At 62.8% G+C, this 18,878-nt stretch carries 17 protein-coding genes; 7 read left to right on the top strand and 10 right to left on the bottom strand.

Annotation, left to right across the window (positions count from 1 at the left end):
• Nucleotides 1–10: 10 nt before the first annotated feature.
• The 3 genes from NGK70_RS04920 to NGK70_RS04910 are packed head-to-tail and all read left to right on the top strand — an operon-like array spanning nt 11 to nt 3,288.
• On the top strand, nt 11–1,405 hold the full coding sequence (locus NGK70_RS04920) for an integrating conjugative element protein (protein ID WP_003050095.1): 1,395 nt from the start codon (nt 11–13) through the stop codon (nt 1,403–1,405).
• The gene (locus tag NGK70_RS04915) at nt 1,402–1,749 is read left to right on the top strand and encodes a hypothetical protein (RefSeq protein ID WP_003050094.1); all 348 of its coding nucleotides are present in this window, start codon (nt 1,402–1,404) and stop codon (nt 1,747–1,749) included. Before NGK70_RS04920 ends, NGK70_RS04915 begins: the two co-directional genes overlap by 4 nt.
• 15 nt (nt 1,750–1,764) lie before the next feature.
• Nucleotides 1,765–3,288 (top strand): conjugal transfer protein TraG N-terminal domain-containing protein, encoded by a 1,524-nt coding sequence (locus tag NGK70_RS04910; protein WP_087747801.1) that lies wholly within the window; start codon nt 1,765–1,767, stop codon nt 3,286–3,288.
• Nucleotides 3,289–3,294: 6 nt separating this feature from the next.
• Here NGK70_RS04910 and NGK70_RS04905 read toward each other — a convergent pair whose 3' ends face one another.
• The 3 genes from NGK70_RS04905 to NGK70_RS04895 all read right to left on the bottom strand — a co-directional run bounded on the left by NGK70_RS04905 (nt 3,295) and on the right by NGK70_RS04895 (nt 5,010).
• On the bottom strand, nt 3,295–3,654 hold the full coding sequence (locus tag NGK70_RS04905; RefSeq protein WP_003050090.1) for a DUF3742 family protein: 360 nt from the start codon (nt 3,652–3,654) through the stop codon (nt 3,295–3,297).
• Nucleotides 3,655–3,738: 84 nt separating this feature from the next.
• Nucleotides 3,739–4,371, bottom strand: coding sequence for an RES family NAD+ phosphorylase (locus tag NGK70_RS04900; RefSeq protein ID WP_003050087.1), 633 nt, complete (start codon nt 4,369–4,371; stop codon nt 3,739–3,741).
• 12 nt (nt 4,372–4,383) lie between these two features.
• A complete protein-coding gene (locus NGK70_RS04895; protein WP_003050085.1) occupies nt 4,384–5,010 on the bottom strand; it encodes a hypothetical protein in 627 nt (208 codons plus the stop codon).
• A gap of 315 nt (nt 5,011–5,325) precedes the next feature.
• Here NGK70_RS04895 and mobH point away from each other — a divergent pair, with 315 nt between their 5' ends.
• Nucleotides 5,326–7,188, top strand: coding sequence for a MobH family relaxase (gene mobH / locus NGK70_RS04890; RefSeq protein WP_003050081.1), 1,863 nt, complete (start codon nt 5,326–5,328; stop codon nt 7,186–7,188).
• Between the two features lie 50 nt (nt 7,189–7,238).
• On the opposite strand, the gene NGK70_RS04885 is transcribed toward mobH, so the two are convergent.
• The 7 genes from NGK70_RS04885 to NGK70_RS04855 all read right to left on the bottom strand — a co-directional run bounded on the left by NGK70_RS04885 (nt 7,239) and on the right by NGK70_RS04855 (nt 13,150).
• Nucleotides 7,239–7,721: an AAA family ATPase gene (locus NGK70_RS04885; RefSeq protein ID WP_013520789.1), complete on the bottom strand. Its 483-nt coding sequence runs from the start codon at nt 7,719–7,721 to the stop codon at nt 7,239–7,241.
• A gap of 47 nt (nt 7,722–7,768) precedes the next feature.
• Nucleotides 7,769–8,038 (bottom strand): hypothetical protein, encoded by a 270-nt coding sequence (locus tag NGK70_RS04880; RefSeq protein WP_003050070.1) that lies wholly within the window; start codon nt 8,036–8,038, stop codon nt 7,769–7,771.
• Nucleotides 8,035–8,241: an IS66 family transposase gene (locus NGK70_RS04875; protein WP_199917100.1), complete on the bottom strand. Its 207-nt coding sequence runs from the start codon at nt 8,239–8,241 to the stop codon at nt 8,035–8,037. Before NGK70_RS04875 ends, NGK70_RS04880 begins: the two co-directional genes overlap by 4 nt.
• A gap of 55 nt (nt 8,242–8,296) precedes the next feature.
• A complete protein-coding gene (locus NGK70_RS04870; RefSeq protein ID WP_018715741.1) occupies nt 8,297–10,237 on the bottom strand; it encodes an esterase/lipase family protein in 1,941 nt (646 codons plus the stop codon).
• Entirely contained in the window at nt 10,234–11,268 is a 1,035-nt protein-coding gene (locus NGK70_RS04865; protein ID WP_018715740.1) for an Lnb N-terminal periplasmic domain-containing protein, read from the bottom strand. The genes NGK70_RS04870 and NGK70_RS04865 overlap by 4 nt, the downstream gene beginning before the upstream one ends.
• Nucleotides 11,269–11,276: 8 nt before the next feature.
• Nucleotides 11,277–11,915, bottom strand: a complete 639-nt coding sequence (locus NGK70_RS04860; RefSeq protein WP_103738602.1) for a TetR/AcrR family transcriptional regulator — start codon at nt 11,913–11,915, stop codon at nt 11,277–11,279.
• 221 nt (nt 11,916–12,136) lie between these two features.
• Nucleotides 12,137–13,150 carry an IS701 family transposase gene (locus NGK70_RS04855; protein WP_251969112.1) on the bottom strand — a complete coding sequence of 338 codons (1,014 nt, stop codon included), beginning with the start codon at nt 13,148–13,150 and terminating at the stop codon, nt 12,137–12,139.
• A 379-nt stretch (nt 13,151–13,529) separates the two neighbouring features.
• On the opposite strand from NGK70_RS04855, the gene NGK70_RS04850 reads away from it, so the two are divergent.
• Genes NGK70_RS04850 through rbbA form a run of 3 tightly spaced genes read left to right on the top strand, consistent with a single transcriptional unit; the run spans nt 13,530 to nt 18,877 of the window.
• Nucleotides 13,530–15,017 (top strand): efflux transporter outer membrane subunit, encoded by a 1,488-nt coding sequence (locus NGK70_RS04850; RefSeq protein ID WP_251972223.1) that lies wholly within the window; start codon nt 13,530–13,532, stop codon nt 15,015–15,017.
• 14 nt (nt 15,018–15,031) lie between these two features.
• On the top strand, nt 15,032–16,111 hold the full coding sequence (locus tag NGK70_RS04845; protein WP_054667827.1) for an HlyD family secretion protein: 1,080 nt from the start codon (nt 15,032–15,034) through the stop codon (nt 16,109–16,111).
• A gap of 3 nt (nt 16,112–16,114) precedes the next feature.
• A complete protein-coding gene (gene rbbA, locus NGK70_RS04840; RefSeq protein ID WP_087747804.1) occupies nt 16,115–18,877 on the top strand; it encodes a ribosome-associated ATPase/putative transporter RbbA in 2,763 nt (920 codons plus the stop codon).
• The last annotated feature ends 1 nt before the right edge of the window (nt 18,878 follow it).

Here is an 18,878-nt window from a genome sequence, read left to right as displayed (position 1 = left end):
GGGTACGGCGATGAAGCGTCCTGAACTGATGAACCCATCCGCCAAGGTTCGCCGCCCGCTGCGCCCCACGGCGCTAGCCGGCGCGCTCGCCCTGGTCTGTGGCCTCGCGTGGGCGCAGGCCGGCTTCCAGACCAGCGGCCCCGTCATCGGCGATGAGGTCATGTACTCGATCGGCGGTGGCAGTGCGGTGTCCATGGGCCGCGCCGCTGGCATGCGTTCGATCGGGGTCGGCCTGGGTTGGAACAGCAACCTCATCTGCGGCGACATGAGCATCCAGACCACGCTGCGCAATCAGCTCAATGGGATCACGAATGGGTTCCAGCAGATCATGAGCAACGTGATCCAGAGCGCGACCAGTGCCGTGGCATCGCTGCCGGCGCTGATCATCCAGCGTGCCGATCCGGGGCTGTACAACCTGCTGACCAATGGTGTGCTGCAGGCGAGGCTGGATTTCGACCGCTCCAAGCTGACGTGTCGCGCGATGGCCGAGAAGATGGCCGAGACGGCGGGCGGCCAGCTCGGATGGAGCCAGATGGCGGAAGGCATGGCGCTGCGCGATGCGGTGTCGAGCACGGATGCCGTATCGGCGATCGAGCAGGCCGAGACGCGCCGCGGCAACGACGGCGTGCCCTGGGTGGGCGGCAGCAATGCCGGCGGCGCGGGCCAGTCGGCCATCCGGGTGGTCGGTGACGTGACGCGGGCGGGCTACAACCTGGTCAACGGGCGCAGCGTGACTGACACGTCCTCCATCGCGCCCGCCAGTTGCGCGAGCCTGTCCTGCCAGACCTGGACGTCGCCGCAGCAGGCGACCGAATGGGCGACGCGGGTTCTCGGGGAACAGGTACAGCGCACGTGTGATTCCTGCACCAAGACCGAGACCGTGCCTGGCGTCGGGCTGACGCCGCTGATCCAGGAGGAGTACGAGACCAAGCTGGAGGCCTTGCAGGAACTGGTCTCTGGGACGCGCAACACGACGTTCGAGAACCTGCATGCAGCCGGCAGCACCTCGCTGCCCATTACACGCGGCGTCATCGAGGCGCTGCGCGACGAGCCAGACCAAGACCTGCTGGCGCGACGTCTCGCGTCCGAGGTCGCGTTGTCGTCCGTGCTGGAGAAGGCATTGCTGCTCCAGAGGACCCTGCTGACCGGCAAGAAGGAACCCAACGTGGCGGCCAACCAGTTGGCGGTCGAGGCCGTGAACCACGAGAGCGACACGCTCGATCAGGAGATCCGCAACCTCAAGACCGAACTTGAACTGCGGCGCGAACTGGCGAACAACTCGCCCATGGCCATCATCCAGCGCCACGGGACGCGCGCGGCCGGCTCGCGCGGCATCTACGAAGGCGACCCGGTGCCCGACCGCCTCGATCGGTTGCAGCGGGGCAACCCGGGAGGCACGCCATGAACGCGGCCTGGCTGCGCCCGCGCTGGCTTTTCAGCCGGCGCGCGGCAAAGGCGCTGCTCCTGGCGGTGGTCATCATCGCCGCGGCCGTGGGCGCCAATCTCGTCGGCATCTACCTCGTCGGCAGCGTTGCCGGCTGGGAGCGGTGGCTGGCTGCCAGCGCGGGCTACTTCCTGGTGTGGCGGCTGTGCCTGTACGGCGCGACGGTCTATGGCTGGGTCTGGATGCGCCGCCGGCTGCTGGCCCGCGAGGAAGACGCGCAAGCGCGGCGACGCCTGGTGCGCAGCGAGATCGCCGGCGTCGTCGCCATCGTGGCGCTGGAAGCCAGCCTGCTGATGCAGAGCTGAAGAGGGAGCCGCGCCATGACGCTTTTTACGACCGACTACCTGGAGTACTACCTGACGCTGGTGTCCTGGATCGTCAACAACGGCATCTGGGCGGTGCTGGTGTCGAGCGGAGTATTCGCGCTGCCGTTCGTCGCCATCATCGTGCAGGAGTGGTTGAAGGCCCGTGCGGAAGGTGCCGACGAAGGCAACAAGGGCGTGCTCTCGGCTGCGCGCATCGAGAACCGGGTCTTCGTCGCCATCGTGGTGGTGATGTTCGCTGGCATCCCGTTCATCGACGTGGACCTCAACACCATCCAGTACGACAGCTCGCGCTCGGCCCAGTGCCAGGTCAGCGTGCCGCAGCCCACGGATACCGGCTGGTCGCAGTCCTTCAGCACCATCAACAACCAGTCGGCGAAGGTGCCGGTCTGGTGGGCTTTCATGCACGCGCTCTCGCGCGCCGTCACGAGCGCCTCGGTGGCGGCGATCCCATGCGGCACGGACCTGCGGCAGATGCGCATGGAGATCGACGCGACCCGCATTGACGACCCGGTACTGGCTCAGGAAGTAGCGGATTTCTCGCGGGATTGCTATGGGCCTGCGCGGGCCAAATTGTTCATGCAGCGCCCTCAGCTTGATGAGCAGCAGATGCACGACGTGACCTGGATAGGGTCGAGGTTTTTCACGGGCACGGGCGGCTACTACGACACCTACCGCTCAAGCACGCCGCGCGACGACTGGCCCTACGACAGCACCCGCGATGCGGGGCTTGCACAGGTGGGCAGCGGTGGCGGCTACCCGACCTGCAGGCAGTGGTGGGCCGATGGCGGAAATGGCCTGCGGGCACGCCTGCTGGGACAGGTGGACCCGAACCTGTTGAATCGCCTGGCAGGCTGGGCCGGGTTCCTGAGCAGGGCCGAGGTGGACGACTCGGTGATCCGCGCCATCGCGTCACCGCGGCAACAGAAATTGAACCAGGGTAGCGTCTATACGGACTATGGCGGCCAGATCGACAAGACCTTGCCGAACATCGTGACGCGGGCCACGGGAGACGTTGGGATGGCCGTCGGCGCGATTGCCGCGTTTCCCGCCATGGACGTCGTGAGACAGTCTCTGCCCATGGTCCTCGCCTTGCTCAAGATGGCGCTGGTCATCTGCATCCCGCTTGTGCTGGTCGTAGGCACCTACGATCTGAAGACGGTCGTTACCGTCAGCGTCGTGCAGTTCGCGCTCTTCTTCACGGACTTCTGGTTTCAGCTTGCGCGCTGGATCGATTCGACGATCCTGGATGCGCTCTATGGCTGGGGGTTCGGCTGGAATCGGCCGCACACCAACTTCGACCCGCTGGTGGGGCTGAACAACGCCTTCGGAGACATGCTCCTGATGTTTGTCACGGGCACGATGTTCATCGTACTGCCTACGTTCTGGATCATGGCCTTGGCTTGGGCGGGCGTTCGTGCCGGCAACGTGTTGCAAGGCCTCGCAGGAGCCACCGGAGATGCCAAGGCTGCTGGCGGAAGGGGAGGAAGCATTGCGATCAATGCAGTGTCGAAGAAGTGATCGCTGCTAGTCGTCCTCGACATGAGGATCAATGCGGAAACCGTCGTAGGTGTATAGGCCGAATCCTGCTGGTCCGTTTCGCCACTCTGGCTCGGGCAACTCCTCGCCCAAGTCGGTGTTGCGGGCCATCCAGGCAACCACCATGACGCACACCATCACCAGGGCCAGCCAGAAGGTGGTGTACAGCAGCACCCCGAGCGCAGCCAGCTTAACCATCCACACGAGCGCGGTGGCTCCAGCCGTCGGCATGCCCTTGGAAACCAACCAGTTCGACGCCCGCCGTTCACAGCGCGCGTAGGCACGCCATCCGCGGCCAAAGGCGCGGCCGAGGCGTTCTGCGGTGCTGGTGCGAGTCGTGGTGTTCATGGTCGTCTCCTACTGCTGAGGGATGCCTATTTCAGTTTGGTCCATTTCATTCTGTTTAGGGCTTCAATGTGTTCTCTTGCTGCTTCAGGACGCTTCGTCATCCGGTTCCAACGGGCCAGGGTCGGGCTCCACGCCGATGCGGTATGTAGCAACGAAACGCGGCCAGTCCACATGGTCAACGAGATCGATGTCCTCGATGACACTGACCTTCGCGCTGGCACGCTCGAACAGCGCGATGCTCTTGGCGGGATAGTTGTTGCGCGACGGATAGAGCACCCCGTCGAACAGCACCTGGCCGTCATCTCCAAGCATCGCATGCACCTGGGCCGACACCTGCTGCGTGTGCGTGTAGTCGCGGCTGGCCAACTGCTCCAGGTTCAGGCCGAAGTAGCCCGCCATGACGCCCGGCGCCGTGAGGTCGGCCAGAAGCACGTCGTCCATCACGCCCACTGCGCGCACCATCCGGCTCTGGACTTCTTTCAGCGCGATCGAGCGCTTCGTGTCCGCAAGCCACTGGTGCTTATGAAACACCGACTCCATCAGCGCCGTGGGCAGGTCGCGCCCCAGGTAGAGCACCCCGTAGGCCTGGGCCGGGTCATCGTAGCGATTGGTGCTGCTGCGGCCATAGTACAGCGGGCTGCCCCGATAGACGACGCGGCTCACATGCTGGAGCAGCTCACCGGCATCGATCAGGAACGAAGGCAGCTCGTGGCTCATGGCGATCTCGCTTCAATGCACCTGAACGCCCAGCACGTTGAACACGGCCTCGGCCACGTCGTCGATCGTGCCATGCGTCACCGCATCCACTGGCGAGCGGCCGCCCAAACCTTCGAGCGGTTCGGACAGTGCGCGGTAGATCGTCCAAGGGTCGATGCCCTCGACCTCCTGAAGCACGGTTTGGGTCAACTGCTGCTTCACCGGGTCGAGCTGCCAGTCGGGCAGTTTCTGGCCTCGCGGCCCCACGTTCAGCGCCAGCAGCCGACGGGCGAGGATGTCCTTGTAGATCTGCTGGCGCGACTTGTCCGCCAGCTTGGCGTACTCCGCGGGCGGCAGGTTGTGCGGCTGGTTGAAGGTTTCCAGCAGCACGGCGCGGCCTCGCTGGACGTCGGTTTCAGTCGGCGCCCAGCGCGTCTCAGCGCGCAGCGCAGCCGTCTTACGCTTCAACGCGTGCTCCACCGTTTCACCTTCGAGGTTGGCTGGCAGCTTTACCGCCTCCACGCGCTCGTGAATGAACGCCTGCAACTCGGCCGCGAAAGCCGGCGCATCCCGGATTTCGACGGTATCCGCGAAGCGGCGCACATCCTCCACGGTGACACGCGGCAGACGGTCGGCAATGAATTCAATGGCGGTGGGCATGGTCATCTCCCAGGTAGGTTTGAGACAGGACTTACTCTAGTCGCCTTTGTCGCATTTGTCAACTTTGACGCCTAGAGAGCAACCTACCTGGCGAAAACAGCGTCTCCGCAGCATAGGCCGAGGCCAGCGGCTGGTCGCCGCGCAATCCATTCGTGCGGGTTCCACATTGACGCTGGAACCGCAACCCAGGCCCCGCTATACCGAAACGGTTAAAGGCCAAAGGGCCGAAACGGCAAGGGAATGGGGTGCAAGGGGAAAGGCCCTACCTCGAAAAGGCAAAAAGGCCTCCCGGTCGGCCCGCCACAGGACACCCGCATGCTCTCCCTGTTCCAGCGAAAACGGCCCCCGGTCGCCGGCGCGCCACCGCCAGCACCCGCCACCGTCCTCCCGAAAGGGTTGATGCGGCCCGAGTCGGCCGCATCGCTGCTGGCCACCCCGCGCCGGCAGAAGCTGCTGGAGCACATTTGGCAGCGCACCTCGCTGTCGCGCAGGCAATTCGCCACGCTGTACCGAGCGCCCCTGGAACGCTACGCCGAGCTGGTCCAGGCCTTCCCGGCCTCCGAGGCGCATCACCATGCCTATCTGGGCGGCATGCTCGACCACGGCCTCGAAATCGTCGCCTACAGTCTGAAACTGCGGCAGTCCCATCTGCTGCCCATCGGCGCCAGCCCCGAAGACCAAGCGGCACAGTCCGAAGCCTGGACCGCCGCCGTCGCCTACGCCGCGCTGCTGCACGACATCGGCAAGATCGCCGTCGATCTGCACGTCGAGCTGGCCGACGGCAGCATCTGGCACCCTTGGCACGGCCCGCTGCGCCAGCCATACCGATTCCGCTACCGCGACGATCGCGAGTACCGCCTGCACAGCGCCGCGACAGGTTTGCTCTACCACCAACTGCTCGACCGTGAGGCCCTGGACTGGCTCAGCGGCTATCCGTCCCTGTGGGCACCACTGCTCTACGTCCTGGCCGGGCAGTACGAGCACGCCGGCGTACTGGGCGAACTTGTCGTGCAGGCAGACCGGGCCTCGGTGGCCCAGGAGCTGGGCGGCGATCCGGCCCGCGCCATGGCTGCGCCCAAGCACGCGCTGCAGCGCAAGCTGCTCGACGGGTTGCGCTACCTGCTCAAGGAACAGTTGAAACTGAACCAGCCGGAAGCCTCCGATGGCTGGCTCACCGACGATGCCCTGTGGCTGGTGAGCAAAACGGTCTCGGACAAACTGCGTGCGCACCTGCTGTCCCAAGGCGTCGATGGCATCCCTGCGAACAACACCGCGGTGTTCAACGTCCTCCAGGATCACGGCATGTTGCAGCCGGCGCCCGACGGCAAGGCTATTTGGCGCGCGACCATAACCAGTTCCACCGGCTGGTCCCACTCGTTCACCCTGTTGCGCCTCGCTCCTGCGCTGATCTGGGAATCTGGCGAGCGACCGACGCCTTTTGCAGGCACGGTAGCGATCGACGCGGCAGTCGCCGAAAACGACGCCGAGGCGCCGAAAATGCCGCCTGCGGCCATGGCGAAGGCAGCCCCGAACGGTCAGAAACTTCCATCTTGGGAAGGCAGTAGTACCGTCACCGCCTCACCGCCTAAGGCCCAGCCCGTGTCCGATGTCATGGAGGACATGCTGGCAATGGTGAGCACGAGCGGCTCGCCTGGTGCCGAGCAGGATGTGGAGCCGGTCGCACAGAGAAGCTACCCCGCAGACCCCAGCACTCCTATGCCAGCGACTGCCGCAGTGCTTCCTTCGCCACCACCATCTACTGCTAAACCACCCCTAACAGCAGCGCCCCCGTCAGGCGAACATTTCATGATGTGGCTGAAACAGGGAATTGCTTCGCGCCGGCTCATCATCAACGACGCAAAAGCGCTCGTGCATTCCGTGAATGACACGGCCTACTTGGTCAGCCCAGGTGTGTTCCAGCGCTACGTCCAGGAGCACCCTCATGTCGGCACGCTGGCACGGCAGGACAAGATGCCGGATTGGCAGTGGGTGCAGAAGCGCTTTGAGAAACTGGGGTTGCATCGAAAGCACGACAGCGGCTTGAACATCTGGATCTGTGAAGTCACCGGGCCGCGCAAGTCCCGGAAGCTGCATGGGTATTTGCTGATCGATGCGAATTGGTTGTTCGATGCAGTACCACCCAACAATCCTTATCTCAGAGTTACGCAAGAGATTTGAGCATGGAGTCCTACGTGGCGGTGAGATACGGTAGAGTTCGCCTTGGTAGGTTAGCGGCTAGCCAAGGTGTCCAGCACAAAGTCAGCGCGTTGCGCCACTCTGATCTTGGGCAACCGCGATACCGCATAGCCCAGCGCTGGATAGGTGCGCTGAAGCCGCTCGAATTCAGCCCGCGCTTCATCCATGCTGTGACGGCGTTCTTCGTCCTGCACATAGATTTCAGGCCACGGCGGGGCCAGAAAGATGCGCGAGTGGTAGCGATGCGACTGGGCAATCGTGTCCAGAATAGTAGTGCCGTCCAGTGCCTGGGGTGCTGCCGCCGCGTCGATCAGGCCACGGTCGAAGAACACCCATTGCGTATTGCTGCGTGGCGCATTGGCATGGTTGTCTAGCGCAAGGTCGATGGCCCCGCGCAGGAAGGCCGTCATGTCGAGCCACGGCAGGGCCTGGCCGCCCGTGCGTGTTTGTTCCTGAACGATACGCCGTCCAGGCTCCTCAATTACGGCATCCCTGGATTTCCATTCAACCCCCACAAACGAGAACGACGATCAACTATCTCCTGAAAGGCCATCAGCATCCATCAAGGCCAGCATGCCAACAATGAGTGCGTGCATGCCCTGTTGAGTTCGGCCTCCATCTCGGCTTCCTCCGTCGCACGGTCTGCATCCACGACGGGTTCCCGTTCGGCGACCGAGTACACCGTGTCGGCCACGGCAAGGCAGTGGAACGCCACGGTGGTCAACAGCCAGCGCGCATGCTCCATCGATATGCCGTAGGCCTGAGCGATGTGGCGTTGGTGGCCGACGATTTTGTCGAGCATGGGCTGGGTCGCCGCCAGACGGCGGATCACGTTGGGTACGCCTTGCCGTCGCCAAGATGCTTGGGCTTGAGCATCGGCGTCTCGTGGGCGTGCAGCACCACGTGGCGACGCAGTTCGTCATCCAGCGCCTTTACCATCGGCTGCAGTTGCGCGCCGCACGCACCGACCCACTGTGCCAGCGTCGAGCGGGCAACAGTAAGTCTGATGCTCTTTGCGCATTCAGATGAATGCATTACGCCCATACGAAATCCGAAATCAGCTCGGCCGCGCACAGCAGATGGCAGTTGTCTATGGCTGTAAATGCGCTTCCCGCAGAGCCATGTCCTCTCTCAGAATACGCTGGATCTCCAGTATCGCGGCCGCGCTCTGTTGCACGCTGTGCCCCGAAATAATGACTTTCTCGGACTGTGCGCCGGGAAGATGTGCGCTGCGATAAGGCACAAGACCGTCATCGGAATCATCGAGGGCCACTTCGGAATTGGCTTGGGCCACGATCGAGTGATAGCGCACCTGGGATGAGATGGGAAAGCCCGCCGCCGTACGCACGAACGGATCGTTTTCGTCGAGATTGTTCACGCTATTGGGAATGGTTGCCAGGCTTTCACGGCTGCTGGCGGCCGCATTGGGTGCCAGTGTATGGGCGAGTTCTTCGAGCACCGTAATGGGAAAGCGGATAAATCCCGCCATCCAGCGCCCCAGGCGTCCACCCGCGACCGATGTGCCCCGATGAGGCGCCGCGATGAAGATGGCACTGCTGACATTCGGGAAGGGCTCGAAGCGCAACATGGGATCAATGCGCCTGATCTGCTGCGGCGTCAACCGACTGTGATCCGCAGCCAATTGCACCAGCGATTGATCGGTTGACGACACCATCAACCGCGCGATGACCCCGCCCATGCTATGCCCCACCAGCACGAGGTCGGACGACGCCGGCGCTTGGCCGGATGGGTCGAAATGCGTCAGCGTATCCCCGAGCGCCCTGCGAATCATGGCGTGGTTCAACGCGACTGGCATGTTGGTCGGGTAGTAGACCTGCCAGATCTGGTAATGCTGGCGCAGGGCCTCATCGCCCAGGATTTCGTTGGCGAGTTCCACCCAGGCTTCAGGGCTGCTGGCCAGTCCGTGCAGCATGACGATGATCCGCCTGTTCGGATCGTAGGGCTGCATCAAGTAGACGTGCGGGCGGTCGATGCCACCCTCGCGCCCGAGCAGGCTGCGCAGCGACTGGCGGTTGAAATTGGCACGGGCCAGCCATACGCCATAGCCGGCCGTGAAATTGGCCGCCAGCGGCACACGTTGGCCGCGCAGCATAATGGCCGATTCCACATAGGGGTCATGCACCGTCAGACGGGCTGTACGAGCATGCAGCACGCTGTCCAAGTTGTCTCCGTCGGGATGCAGCAGAACCGTCATGGACGGCGCGGGCATCTCGCTCCAGGGCAGCGGTTGCTGATCATGTTTTGCCGCTGGGCGACCACCCCGAGTTGGGGCGGCGCTCAGGGACTCGTCCGGAATGACCGCCACAAGCTCGGCGCCAAAGCCGTCGCGCCGGTAGAGGCTACGCAATCCACGGAAAGACAGGGACGAGGCTGGCAGGAGTTCGGCTGGCACCGCCGTACTGCCCGGTAAGCGCGCGCCGCGCATATCCAGCTTCAGTTCCCAGCCTGCAATGTTCCAACTGGTCTGGTCGGGCAACTGCGTCGGCATTTGTTGCCGAACTTCGAACATGCCGGTGGCCGCATGCTCGACGGCATAGTTATACCAATCCCGCACTTGGGTCTGGCGATCCTCGAAGGCCCGCTCTCCCGGAGTATGGTCACCAAGGAACAGATAAGCATAGGCATAGCGAATCGTCTCAAGCCAGGCGGCTTGCTGCGCTGAGCCGGGCTTCATGGCCTGAGCCTGCGCCAGCCATAGTTCGGACAGTGCAGCCAGGCGTCTATCCGTGGCGACCCCCGTCACGGTAGCCAAGGCCTCCGCGCACTCCGAGGAGATCGGCTTTGCGCATGCCTGCTCATCCAATGCCGCCACCCTGATGGTCTGGACAGTCGCATCGCTGAGCTTGCCACGTGTCAGGATGTCGCCGCGCTTGAGTTCGATGGCCTCCCTGGCAGGTAGCGTATGAACTTCAACCACTGGGCCGAACTCGCGCAGGATCGAGCAGCCCCCCAGCAGCAGCGGAGCAAGAGCGGCGCATGCAATGAGAAGGCAGGCCTGCGGGAACCTCATGGATTCACCTCGTTGGCAGGGATGCCTGGCACGCCTTGTCGAATCGACATCGAGAAGTCATCCTCTGACACATCGGAAGCAAGGGCACGTTCGTTGATATGCCCCAGTGCCTGCAATTCATCGTAACGATAGCCAGGCGTCAATCCATGCAGGTCGTAGACGTACCGCGCAAAATATCCAGACAGCAGCAGGCGATAGTCCATTGGCAATGCGGGCGCAATGACCCGGGCCAGCTCGAATACGATGGTCGTGCAGTTACTGGTTAACGTGTTGTAAAAGCGCGGTTTCTGCCGCAGTTCATTGGCCGCGTTCAGATACTCCAGAAACAACGCGCGGGCACTCGCCTGATTCATCTGCAAGCGATAGAGATAAACATCTTCGCCTCGCGCGTTGCTGCGCGTACGCACAATGTCTCGCTCATCGGCGGCTACCAGGATCTGCTCGAACTGACGGAAGAATCCTCCTACCGCCGAGAAGGACTCATGGCGTTCCTTGCGAATTTCCAGCGAGAACACCACGCGTTCACCGCCATCGAAGCCGAACGACACCAGGGTGTGGGCGATGTGCGGCCCCATCCAGTAGGAAAGCACCAAGTCGGCGCTGCGCAGACGATCCAGGTCGTATGTGCGGCTCTCCCACTGCGGGGTGTAGTCGGTTTCGCTGCGCCACTGGAAGTTGCGCACATTATTCAGGTGAACATGGTTGCCGTCGATCCTGGCCTCCAGCAACTGAGCGACATCGTCAGCCCATACACGCTGGTGTGACGGCTGCAGCGTCCCCCACCACATGAGCAGGGAGGCGGCTGCGATCACAAATGCGAATCCGGCGATGTTGCGATTGCGCCGCCCAAGCAAGCCCGCCCGCGACAAGACAACGGTCACACCCAATGTGGACCACATGGCAATGACGAACCATCGCACCACCGAAGGTCCCGGCATCTGATGCCACAGAGCCAGCGCACCCCACACAGTCAGCAGCAGTACCACAAAGCCGATCGCCAAGCCTGCAAGGGCGCGCAGGACTCTGTGCATCACTCCGCTCATTGAGGCTGCAAAAGCTCAAGCAACAGTTGCCGGTGCGCATCCCGTAACTGCACCAGCGAGATGGAAGGATTCCCCTTGGACAGCATCGAGGAACTCAGCCACAGCACTGCGGGCGCGAGCGCCAACGGGAAGAAGTGTTCGGTCAAGACGCCTGGGCGAATGACGCCTCGGCGTATGTTGCGGTGGATGATCGTCTGCGCCCGCTCTTTCAGCCCGAGCGCAACTTCGTTGTGCCAACGCTGCACCAGCTCTGGAGTTCGGGCGCTTTCGGCCAGAAGCAGCCGGTAGATCGACATCGTGGCAGGGGAGCTGAAGGTCGCGTACAGGCGATCCAGGTAGACATCTACCAGCTCTGGCAACGTCAGATCCTCATCCGGGAGCCAGCCCTGGAAATCACAAATCTGCTTCGTCGTACGTTCGAGCAAGGCGTGAAAAATTTCTTCCTTGCTTTTGAAGTGGGCATAGATGCCAGCCTTGGACAAGCCCGCGCATTCCGCCAGGCGCTCCATCGACACTGCGTTGTATGTCCGATCCGCGAATTCGACCAGGGCCGCGTCGAGTATTTCCTCTTTCCTGGCGGCAGAGGACAGGTAGCGGCGCTTGTTGTCTGGCGCGTCATCTTTCTTGGGTGGCATTCAAAGGCTCTGTTCAAAGATCTGAGGGGTGTTCCCATGGGCCTGTCACCGGCTCTACCAAGAATCAGGGCCTTCCTTGAACCCAAGCCGGCAGCTCGAATTGACCTGCGTCAATGACCGACGAGCCCGCTGATTGCGGTTCTTGGATTGTAACGTATAATTTAGGACTTACGCAGGGTCACTTCAGCTAGCGCAATGATTCGCCATTTCGACTCAATATGTCAGATGGGTGCCATGCGAATGGTTGGTGACCGAAGTTCCTTCTTGAGGAATTCCGAGAGGATTCCCTTCTTCAGGCTGTAGATGTTTGTCTTCAGCGCTTTGGCCGTCTCGCAGAGGTGGACCCAGGCCAATATCGCGCAGGCGATGTGATTCTTCTGTGACCGGGCCATTCTGCACTGACATTTTTCGATGCCAAGAACCTGCTTGATCTCCCTGTGGTACTGCTCAATCTTCCAGCGCACGGCACACATCTCATGCGTATCGTCCGTCGAATCTTGAGATAGGTCGTTTGTCACAACCCAGTCCGTGCGATTGGTATCAACCACAACCCGGAACAGTTTCAGCTTGATGTCACTGGGAAACTTGAACAGTTTGACGTGTTTGCCATGCACATGTTCTTGGGCACTCCACTGCAGCGTACTGACCGCCTTGTAGGGCTGCTGGCCTTGGCTGTCGTCAACCTTGCGATTGCTCTTGAGCGGGCAGTAGAAGTGCTTGCCCGCCCGGTGGATGTGCTTCATCAGATCCATGGTGGCGTACCAGGAGTCCATCAGCACGGTGCGAAAGGGCAGCTTCTTGTGCGCCATGGCATTGTCGAACATCTCCTGGACATGATCCAGCTTGGACTTGCCGTCTTCGTCAGGCGCATAGATGCGCCAGTCGATGATCCAGTAGTGGCCGGTCTTGATGTTCACGTACAGGCAGTTGACCACCCCAATGCCCTTGATCAGGCCGTGGGCGTTGCCGCTGTACTGTTTGCGCACCAGCTCGATTTTGTGCGAGTGGTTCTTGTCCAGAACGCTGTCATCGAAAACCAGGCAGGCATCGTCGTCAAATTCGATGTTTCGTCGGGCCAGATTCCAGACATCGGCCGGGCTGATATTGGCAGCCTGCAAGTAGCGATTTATGGCGTCATGAGAAAACCTCTGATGGTGATCCGCAAAATAGGTCTGCGTGTAGTTGATTTGTGTGGATATCAGAAATTGGCAGTAGTCTCGGCTCGTGGGTTTCATGGTGAATATATTATCACAAATACCACGAAATCGGCGCCGATATATTAAATAATCTAGTTTGATTTAAACGTTTGCGTAAGTCCTATAATTGAAAACAACCGTCCAGTGGTTTGTTTTCAGATTTCACAATGCAGATCAACACAGGGCGCGAGTGAACCTGGCACATCGGGTTACGACACAGGAAGAGCGCCCTATCAACCAGCCGGGGAACACGGGGATGCACATATCAACAAGGAGATGAAGTGGGCTTGACAGCACTTGCAAGCAAGAAAGTAGGGCCTGCGGACACCAGCCACGAACCCCGCATTGCGCGGGTGGCAGCCATTCCCTCCTCTGCGACCAGACCCTCTTCAGCCCGATACCTGTACGGAACGTGACCATGCTCCCAACTTCCCCGTTGTTTCCTGCGTTCAGATTGCGCGCTGCCTCGTTGGCCCTGAGCGCCGTCGTCTTGACCGGCTGCATGTCGCTCGCTCCGGCGCCAGACACCCCGCCATTGCCCGTGCCCGAAGCCTGGCCCGCGCATCTTGGATCAGGCACCGACGGCGCCCACGCGGGAGAGCTTGCCTGGCAGGCGTACTTCACCGACCCCCTGCTGCAACGCCTCATCGAGACTGCGCTGGAAAACAACCGCGACCTGCGCGTGGCCGCGCTGCGCGTCGAGGAAGCCAGCGCCACATTCCGCATTCAGCGCTCGGATCGTTTTCCTGCCATGGGCGTGGGCGCCCAAGGTGGACGCGCGCGGGTCCCTGGCGACCTGAACATGTCGGGCCGATCGCTGGTGGGCGGCGAGTACCGGGCCGAGGTGGGTTTGACCACCTGGGAACTGGATCTGTGGGGTCGGATCCGCAACCTGGAAGACGCCGCCCTGCAAGCTTGGCTGGCTTCCGACGCGGCTCGCCAGGCCGTCCATTTGGCGCTGATCGCCCAGGTGGCAGACGGCTATCTTGGCCTGCGCGAGATCGACGAACGCGTGGCGATCGCACGGCAAACCGTGACCACCCGCGAGGAGTCCTATCGCATTTTCCGGCGCCGCGTCGAAGTCGGCTCGACCTCGAAGCTGGATCTCACACAGGTCCAGACCCTGCTGAACCAAGCTCAGGCGCTGCTGACGCAGCTTGAGCAAGCTCGCACCACGCAACTGCACGCCCTGGCACTGCTGGTAGGCGCTGATCCCGGCCCGCTGCCCGCCAAGGCACCCTTCGATGAAACGACGGTTCTGGCTGAGCTGCGGGCCGGTCTGCCTTCGGAGCTGCTGGTCAGTCGCCCGGACATCATTTCCGCCGAACACCAATTGCGTGCCAGCAATGCCCACATCGGCGCGGCCCGCGCGGCGTTCTTGCCGCGCATTGCGCTGACCGGCAGCTTCGGCACGGCCAGCTCCGACTTGAATGGCTTGTTCGATTCCGGCAGTCGCGCCTGGACCTTCATGCCCACCCTGTCGCTGCCCATCTTCGATGGCGGGCGCCGCCGCGCCAATCTGGAGCTGAGCGAAGTGCGCCGCGACATCGCCGTCGCCGGATACGAAAAAACCATTCAATCGGCCTTCCGCGAGGTGGCCGATGCGCTGAGCGCAAAGCACTGGCTGGCTGAGCAGTTGACGATCCAGAGAGCCAACCTGGAAGCGCAAAGCGAACGCGCACGCCTGGCCAAGTTGCGCTACGACAACGGCTCGGCCGCCTTCTTGGAAGTGCTGGATGCCCAACGCGATCTGCTGGGAGCCCAGCAACAACTGGTACAGGCGCGCCGCGCGCTGCTGTCCAGCCAAGTGGCGCTGTATGCCGCGCTCGGCGGCGGCACCCTCGCCGCAGCCGGCGAGGCACAGGGTGCGGCCTCGACTCCCGCTTCCACCCCATCAACCCGTTAAGGCACGCCGAACCCATGACTGTCTCCCCCTCTCTCAAGAAAAAACTCCTGGTCGCTTTCGCTGCAGCGGTTGTTGCCGCGCTGGCCTGGTGGAGCTGGACGAGGTTTACCGACAGCGGCCCGGGCGAAGGATTCGTCAACGGCAATGGCCGCATCGAAGCCACCGAGATCGACGTGGCCACCAAGCTTCCCGGCCGCATCGAAGACATCCTGGTGCGTGAAGGCGATTTCGTCACAGCCGGCCAGCCACTGGCCAAGATGCGGCTGGAAACGCTGGAAGCGCAGCGCGACGAGGCCCTGGCCATGCGTCAGCAGGCTGAGCATTCGGTGACCGCGGCGCAGGCACAGGTGGCGCTGCGTGAAGCCGACGTGACTGCCGCCTTGGCTCTGGTTGGTCAGCGCGAGTCGGAACTGGACGCCGCGCAACGGCGCCTGACACGCTCCAGCACGCTGTCGAGTGAGGGAGCCGCCTCGATCCAGGAACTGGACGATGACCGGGCGCGCGTACGGGGCGCCCAGGCGACCCTCGCGGCCAGCAAGGCACAGGCCGCCGCTGCCCGCGCCGCGGTCGAAGCCGCCAGGGCGCAGCTTGTCGGCGCGCAGTCCAGCGTGTCCGCCGCTACGGCCAGTATCAGCCGCATCGAAGCCGACATCCGCGACAGCGAACTGCGGTCTCCGCGCGACGGACGGGTTCAGGTGCGTGTCGCGCAACCCGGCGAGGTGCTTGGAGCGGGCGGACGTGTCTTGAACCTCCTTGATCTGTCGGACGTGTACATCACCTTCTTCCTGCCCGAAACCGTGGCCGGCCGCGTTGCGCTGGGTTCGGAGGTTCGCATCATTCTGGATGCCGCGCCCGAGTATGTGATTCCAGCCACCGTTTCCTTCGTCGCCAGCGCAGCGCAGTTCACCCCCAAGACGGTGGAAACCGCCAGTGAGCGACAAAAGCTGATGTTTCGCGTGCGCGCACAGATCTCGCAGGAGCTGCTGCGTGAGCACCTGAACCAGGTCAAGACCGGTCTGCCCGGCGTAGCCTGGGTCAAGCTCGACGCCAAGGCCGAGTGGCCTCAGAACCTCTCCGTTCGTGTGCCGGAGTAAGGTATGAGCCACAGCGCGCAGCTCGCGACCGTTGCAAGTGTCCGCCAGGTAAGACTGCGCTACCGCGACGTCATTGCCTTGGATGGCATTGACCTGGACATCCCCGCTGGACGGATGGTCGGTCTGATCGGCCCCGACGGCGTGGGTAAGTCCAGCCTGCTCTCGTTGCTGGCCGGTGTGCGCATCATCCAGGAAGGCACGGTCGAGGTGCTCGGTGGCGACATGGCCAGCAAGGCCCACCGCAAGCTGGTGTGCCCGCGCATCGCCTACATGCCGCAGGGGTTGGGCAAGAACCTGTATCCGACGCTCTCGGTCGAGGAGAATCTGCAATTCTTCGCGCGGCTGTTCGGCCATGACGCGCCCGAGCGCCGCCAGCGCATCGATGAGCTGACCCAGGCCACTGGCCTGTTCAAATTCCTGGAGCGCCCGGCAGGCAAGCTGTCCGGGGGCATGAAGCAAAAACTCGGCCTGTGCTGCGCGCTGATTCATGACCCGGATTTTCTGATTCTCGATGAGCCGACGACTGGCGTGGACCCGCTGGCGCGCGCGCAGTTCTGGGATCTGATTGAGCGTATCCGCGCCGATCGCCCCGGCATGAGCGTGATTGTGGCCACGGCCTACATGGATGAGGCCCAGCGCTTCGACTGGCTGGCCGCCATCGACGACGGCAAGGTTCTCGCCACCGGCACGCCGAAGGAATTGCTGGCAAGAACAGGCAGCCCGAACCTGGAAGAGGCATTCATCCGCCTGCTCCCGGAAGAGAAAAAGCGCGGACACCAAGCGGTAGTCATTCCCCCCTTGTCGGATGGCGGCGCGGACGATATCGCCATCGAGGCCGAGGGGCTGACCATGCGCTTTGGCGACTTCGTTGCCGTCGATAGCGTGTCCTTCCGCATCCGGCGCGGTGAAATCTTCGGCTTCCTCGGCTCCAACGGGTGCGGCAAGTCCACGACGATGAAGATGCTTACCGGCCTGTTGCCGGCGAGCGAGGGTCGGGCCTGGCTGTTCGGCCATGAAGTGAACCCGCATGATCTGGGCACCCGCCGCCGCGTCGGCTACATGTCCCAAGCGTTCTCGCTCTACAGCGAAATCACGGTACGCCAGAACCTGGAGTTGCACGCCAAGCTCTTCAGTGTGTCCCCGAACGATATTCCGGGCCGCGTGGACGAGATGGTGGAGCGCTTCGGGCTGGTGGACGTCATCGACAGCCTGCCGGCCAGTCTGCCGCTGGGCATACGCCAGCGCCTGTCGCTGGCCGTTGCCATGGTGCACAAGCCCGAGCTGCTGATTCTGGACGAGCCGACCTCCGGCGTCGACCCGGTGGCGCGTGATGCGTTCTGGCGGCTGCTTATTGAATTGTCGCGGCGCGACCGGGTGACGGTCTTCATTTCCACTCACTTTATGAACGAGGCCGAACGCTGCGACCGCATGTCGATGATGCATGCCGGCAAGGTGCTCGACAGCGACGTGCCCGCCAGGCTGGTCGAGAAACGCGGCGCCAAAACCCTTGAAGAGGCCTTCATCGGCTACCTCCTCGAAGCCGAGGGAGGCACAGCCGCCCCGCCCAGCCAGCCTGAGGCCGACAATCACGAGGAGCAGCCATCCGCGGTACCCGCTGAACACGGCGGGCACGGCTCTGGCGGTTTCAGTCTGCAGCGAATGTTCAGCTATCTGTGGCGCGAGACGCTGGAATTGCAGCGGGACCCGGTACGCGCCACGCTGGCGCTGGGCGGTTCGCTGCTGCTGATGTTCGTGATCGGCTTCGGCATCACCATGGACGTCGAGGACCTGAGCTATGCGGTGCTCGATCGCGACCAGACCACGCTTAGCCAGAACTACACGCTGAACTTGGCCGGATCGCGCTACTTCACCGAGCACGCGCCGATCATCGACTACGAGGACCTCGACCGGCGTATGCGCAACGGCGAACTGTCGCTGGCCATTGAGATCCCCCCTGGCTTCTCTCGCGATGTGTTGCGAGGCCAGAACGTGCAGATAGGTGCCTGGATCGACGGCGCCATGCCGCAACGCGCGGAAACCGTCCAGGGCTACGTTCAGGGCATGCACCAGCACTGGCTGCTCGTACAGGCCAGCGAACGCAGCGGTGCCAGCGCCGCAGGAAATGCGAGCGTCGAGACACGCTTTCGCTACAACCCCGATGTCAAGAGCCTGCCGGCCATGGTGCCGGCGGTGATCCCTCTGCTGCTGCTCATGCTGCCGGCCATGCTGACCGCGCTGGCGGTGGTGCGCGAGAAGGAGACGGGCTCGATCACCAATCTCTACGTGACGCCGGTCACGCGCATCGAGTTCCTGCTTGGCAAGCAACTGCCCTATGTCGGTCTGGCCATGGTGAACTTCCTGCTGATGAGCCTGCTCGCGGTCACCGTCTTCGGTGTGCCGGTCACGGGCAGCTTCTTCACCCTGTCGCTGGCCGCGCTGATCTTCTCCTTCGCTGCGACCGGCATGGGGCTGCTGGCCTCGGCCGTCACGCGTAGCCAGATCGCGGCCATGTTCTTTGCCATGATCGGTACCCTGATCCCGGCCACCCAGTTCGCCGGCCTGATCGATCCAGTGTCCTCGCTCGAAGGCTCCAGCAAGTTCATCGGCGAGATCTACCCCGCCACGCACATGATCTCCATCAGCCGTGGCGTGTTCAACAAATCACTCGGCCTGGCCGACCTGACGGGGCCGCTGTGGTCGATGCTCATTTCGGTTCCGGTCATTCTCGGCGTGGCTGTTTTGCTACTCAAGAAGCAGGAGCGTTGAG

This window comes from Sphaerotilus microaerophilus, from assembly GCF_023734135.1.
Lineage (GTDB): Bacteria > Pseudomonadota > Gammaproteobacteria > Burkholderiales > Burkholderiaceae_C > Sphaerotilus > Sphaerotilus microaerophilus.
The sequence above is the reverse complement of the archived record's forward strand: the minus strand, read 5'-3'. Positions and strand labels throughout refer to the sequence as shown.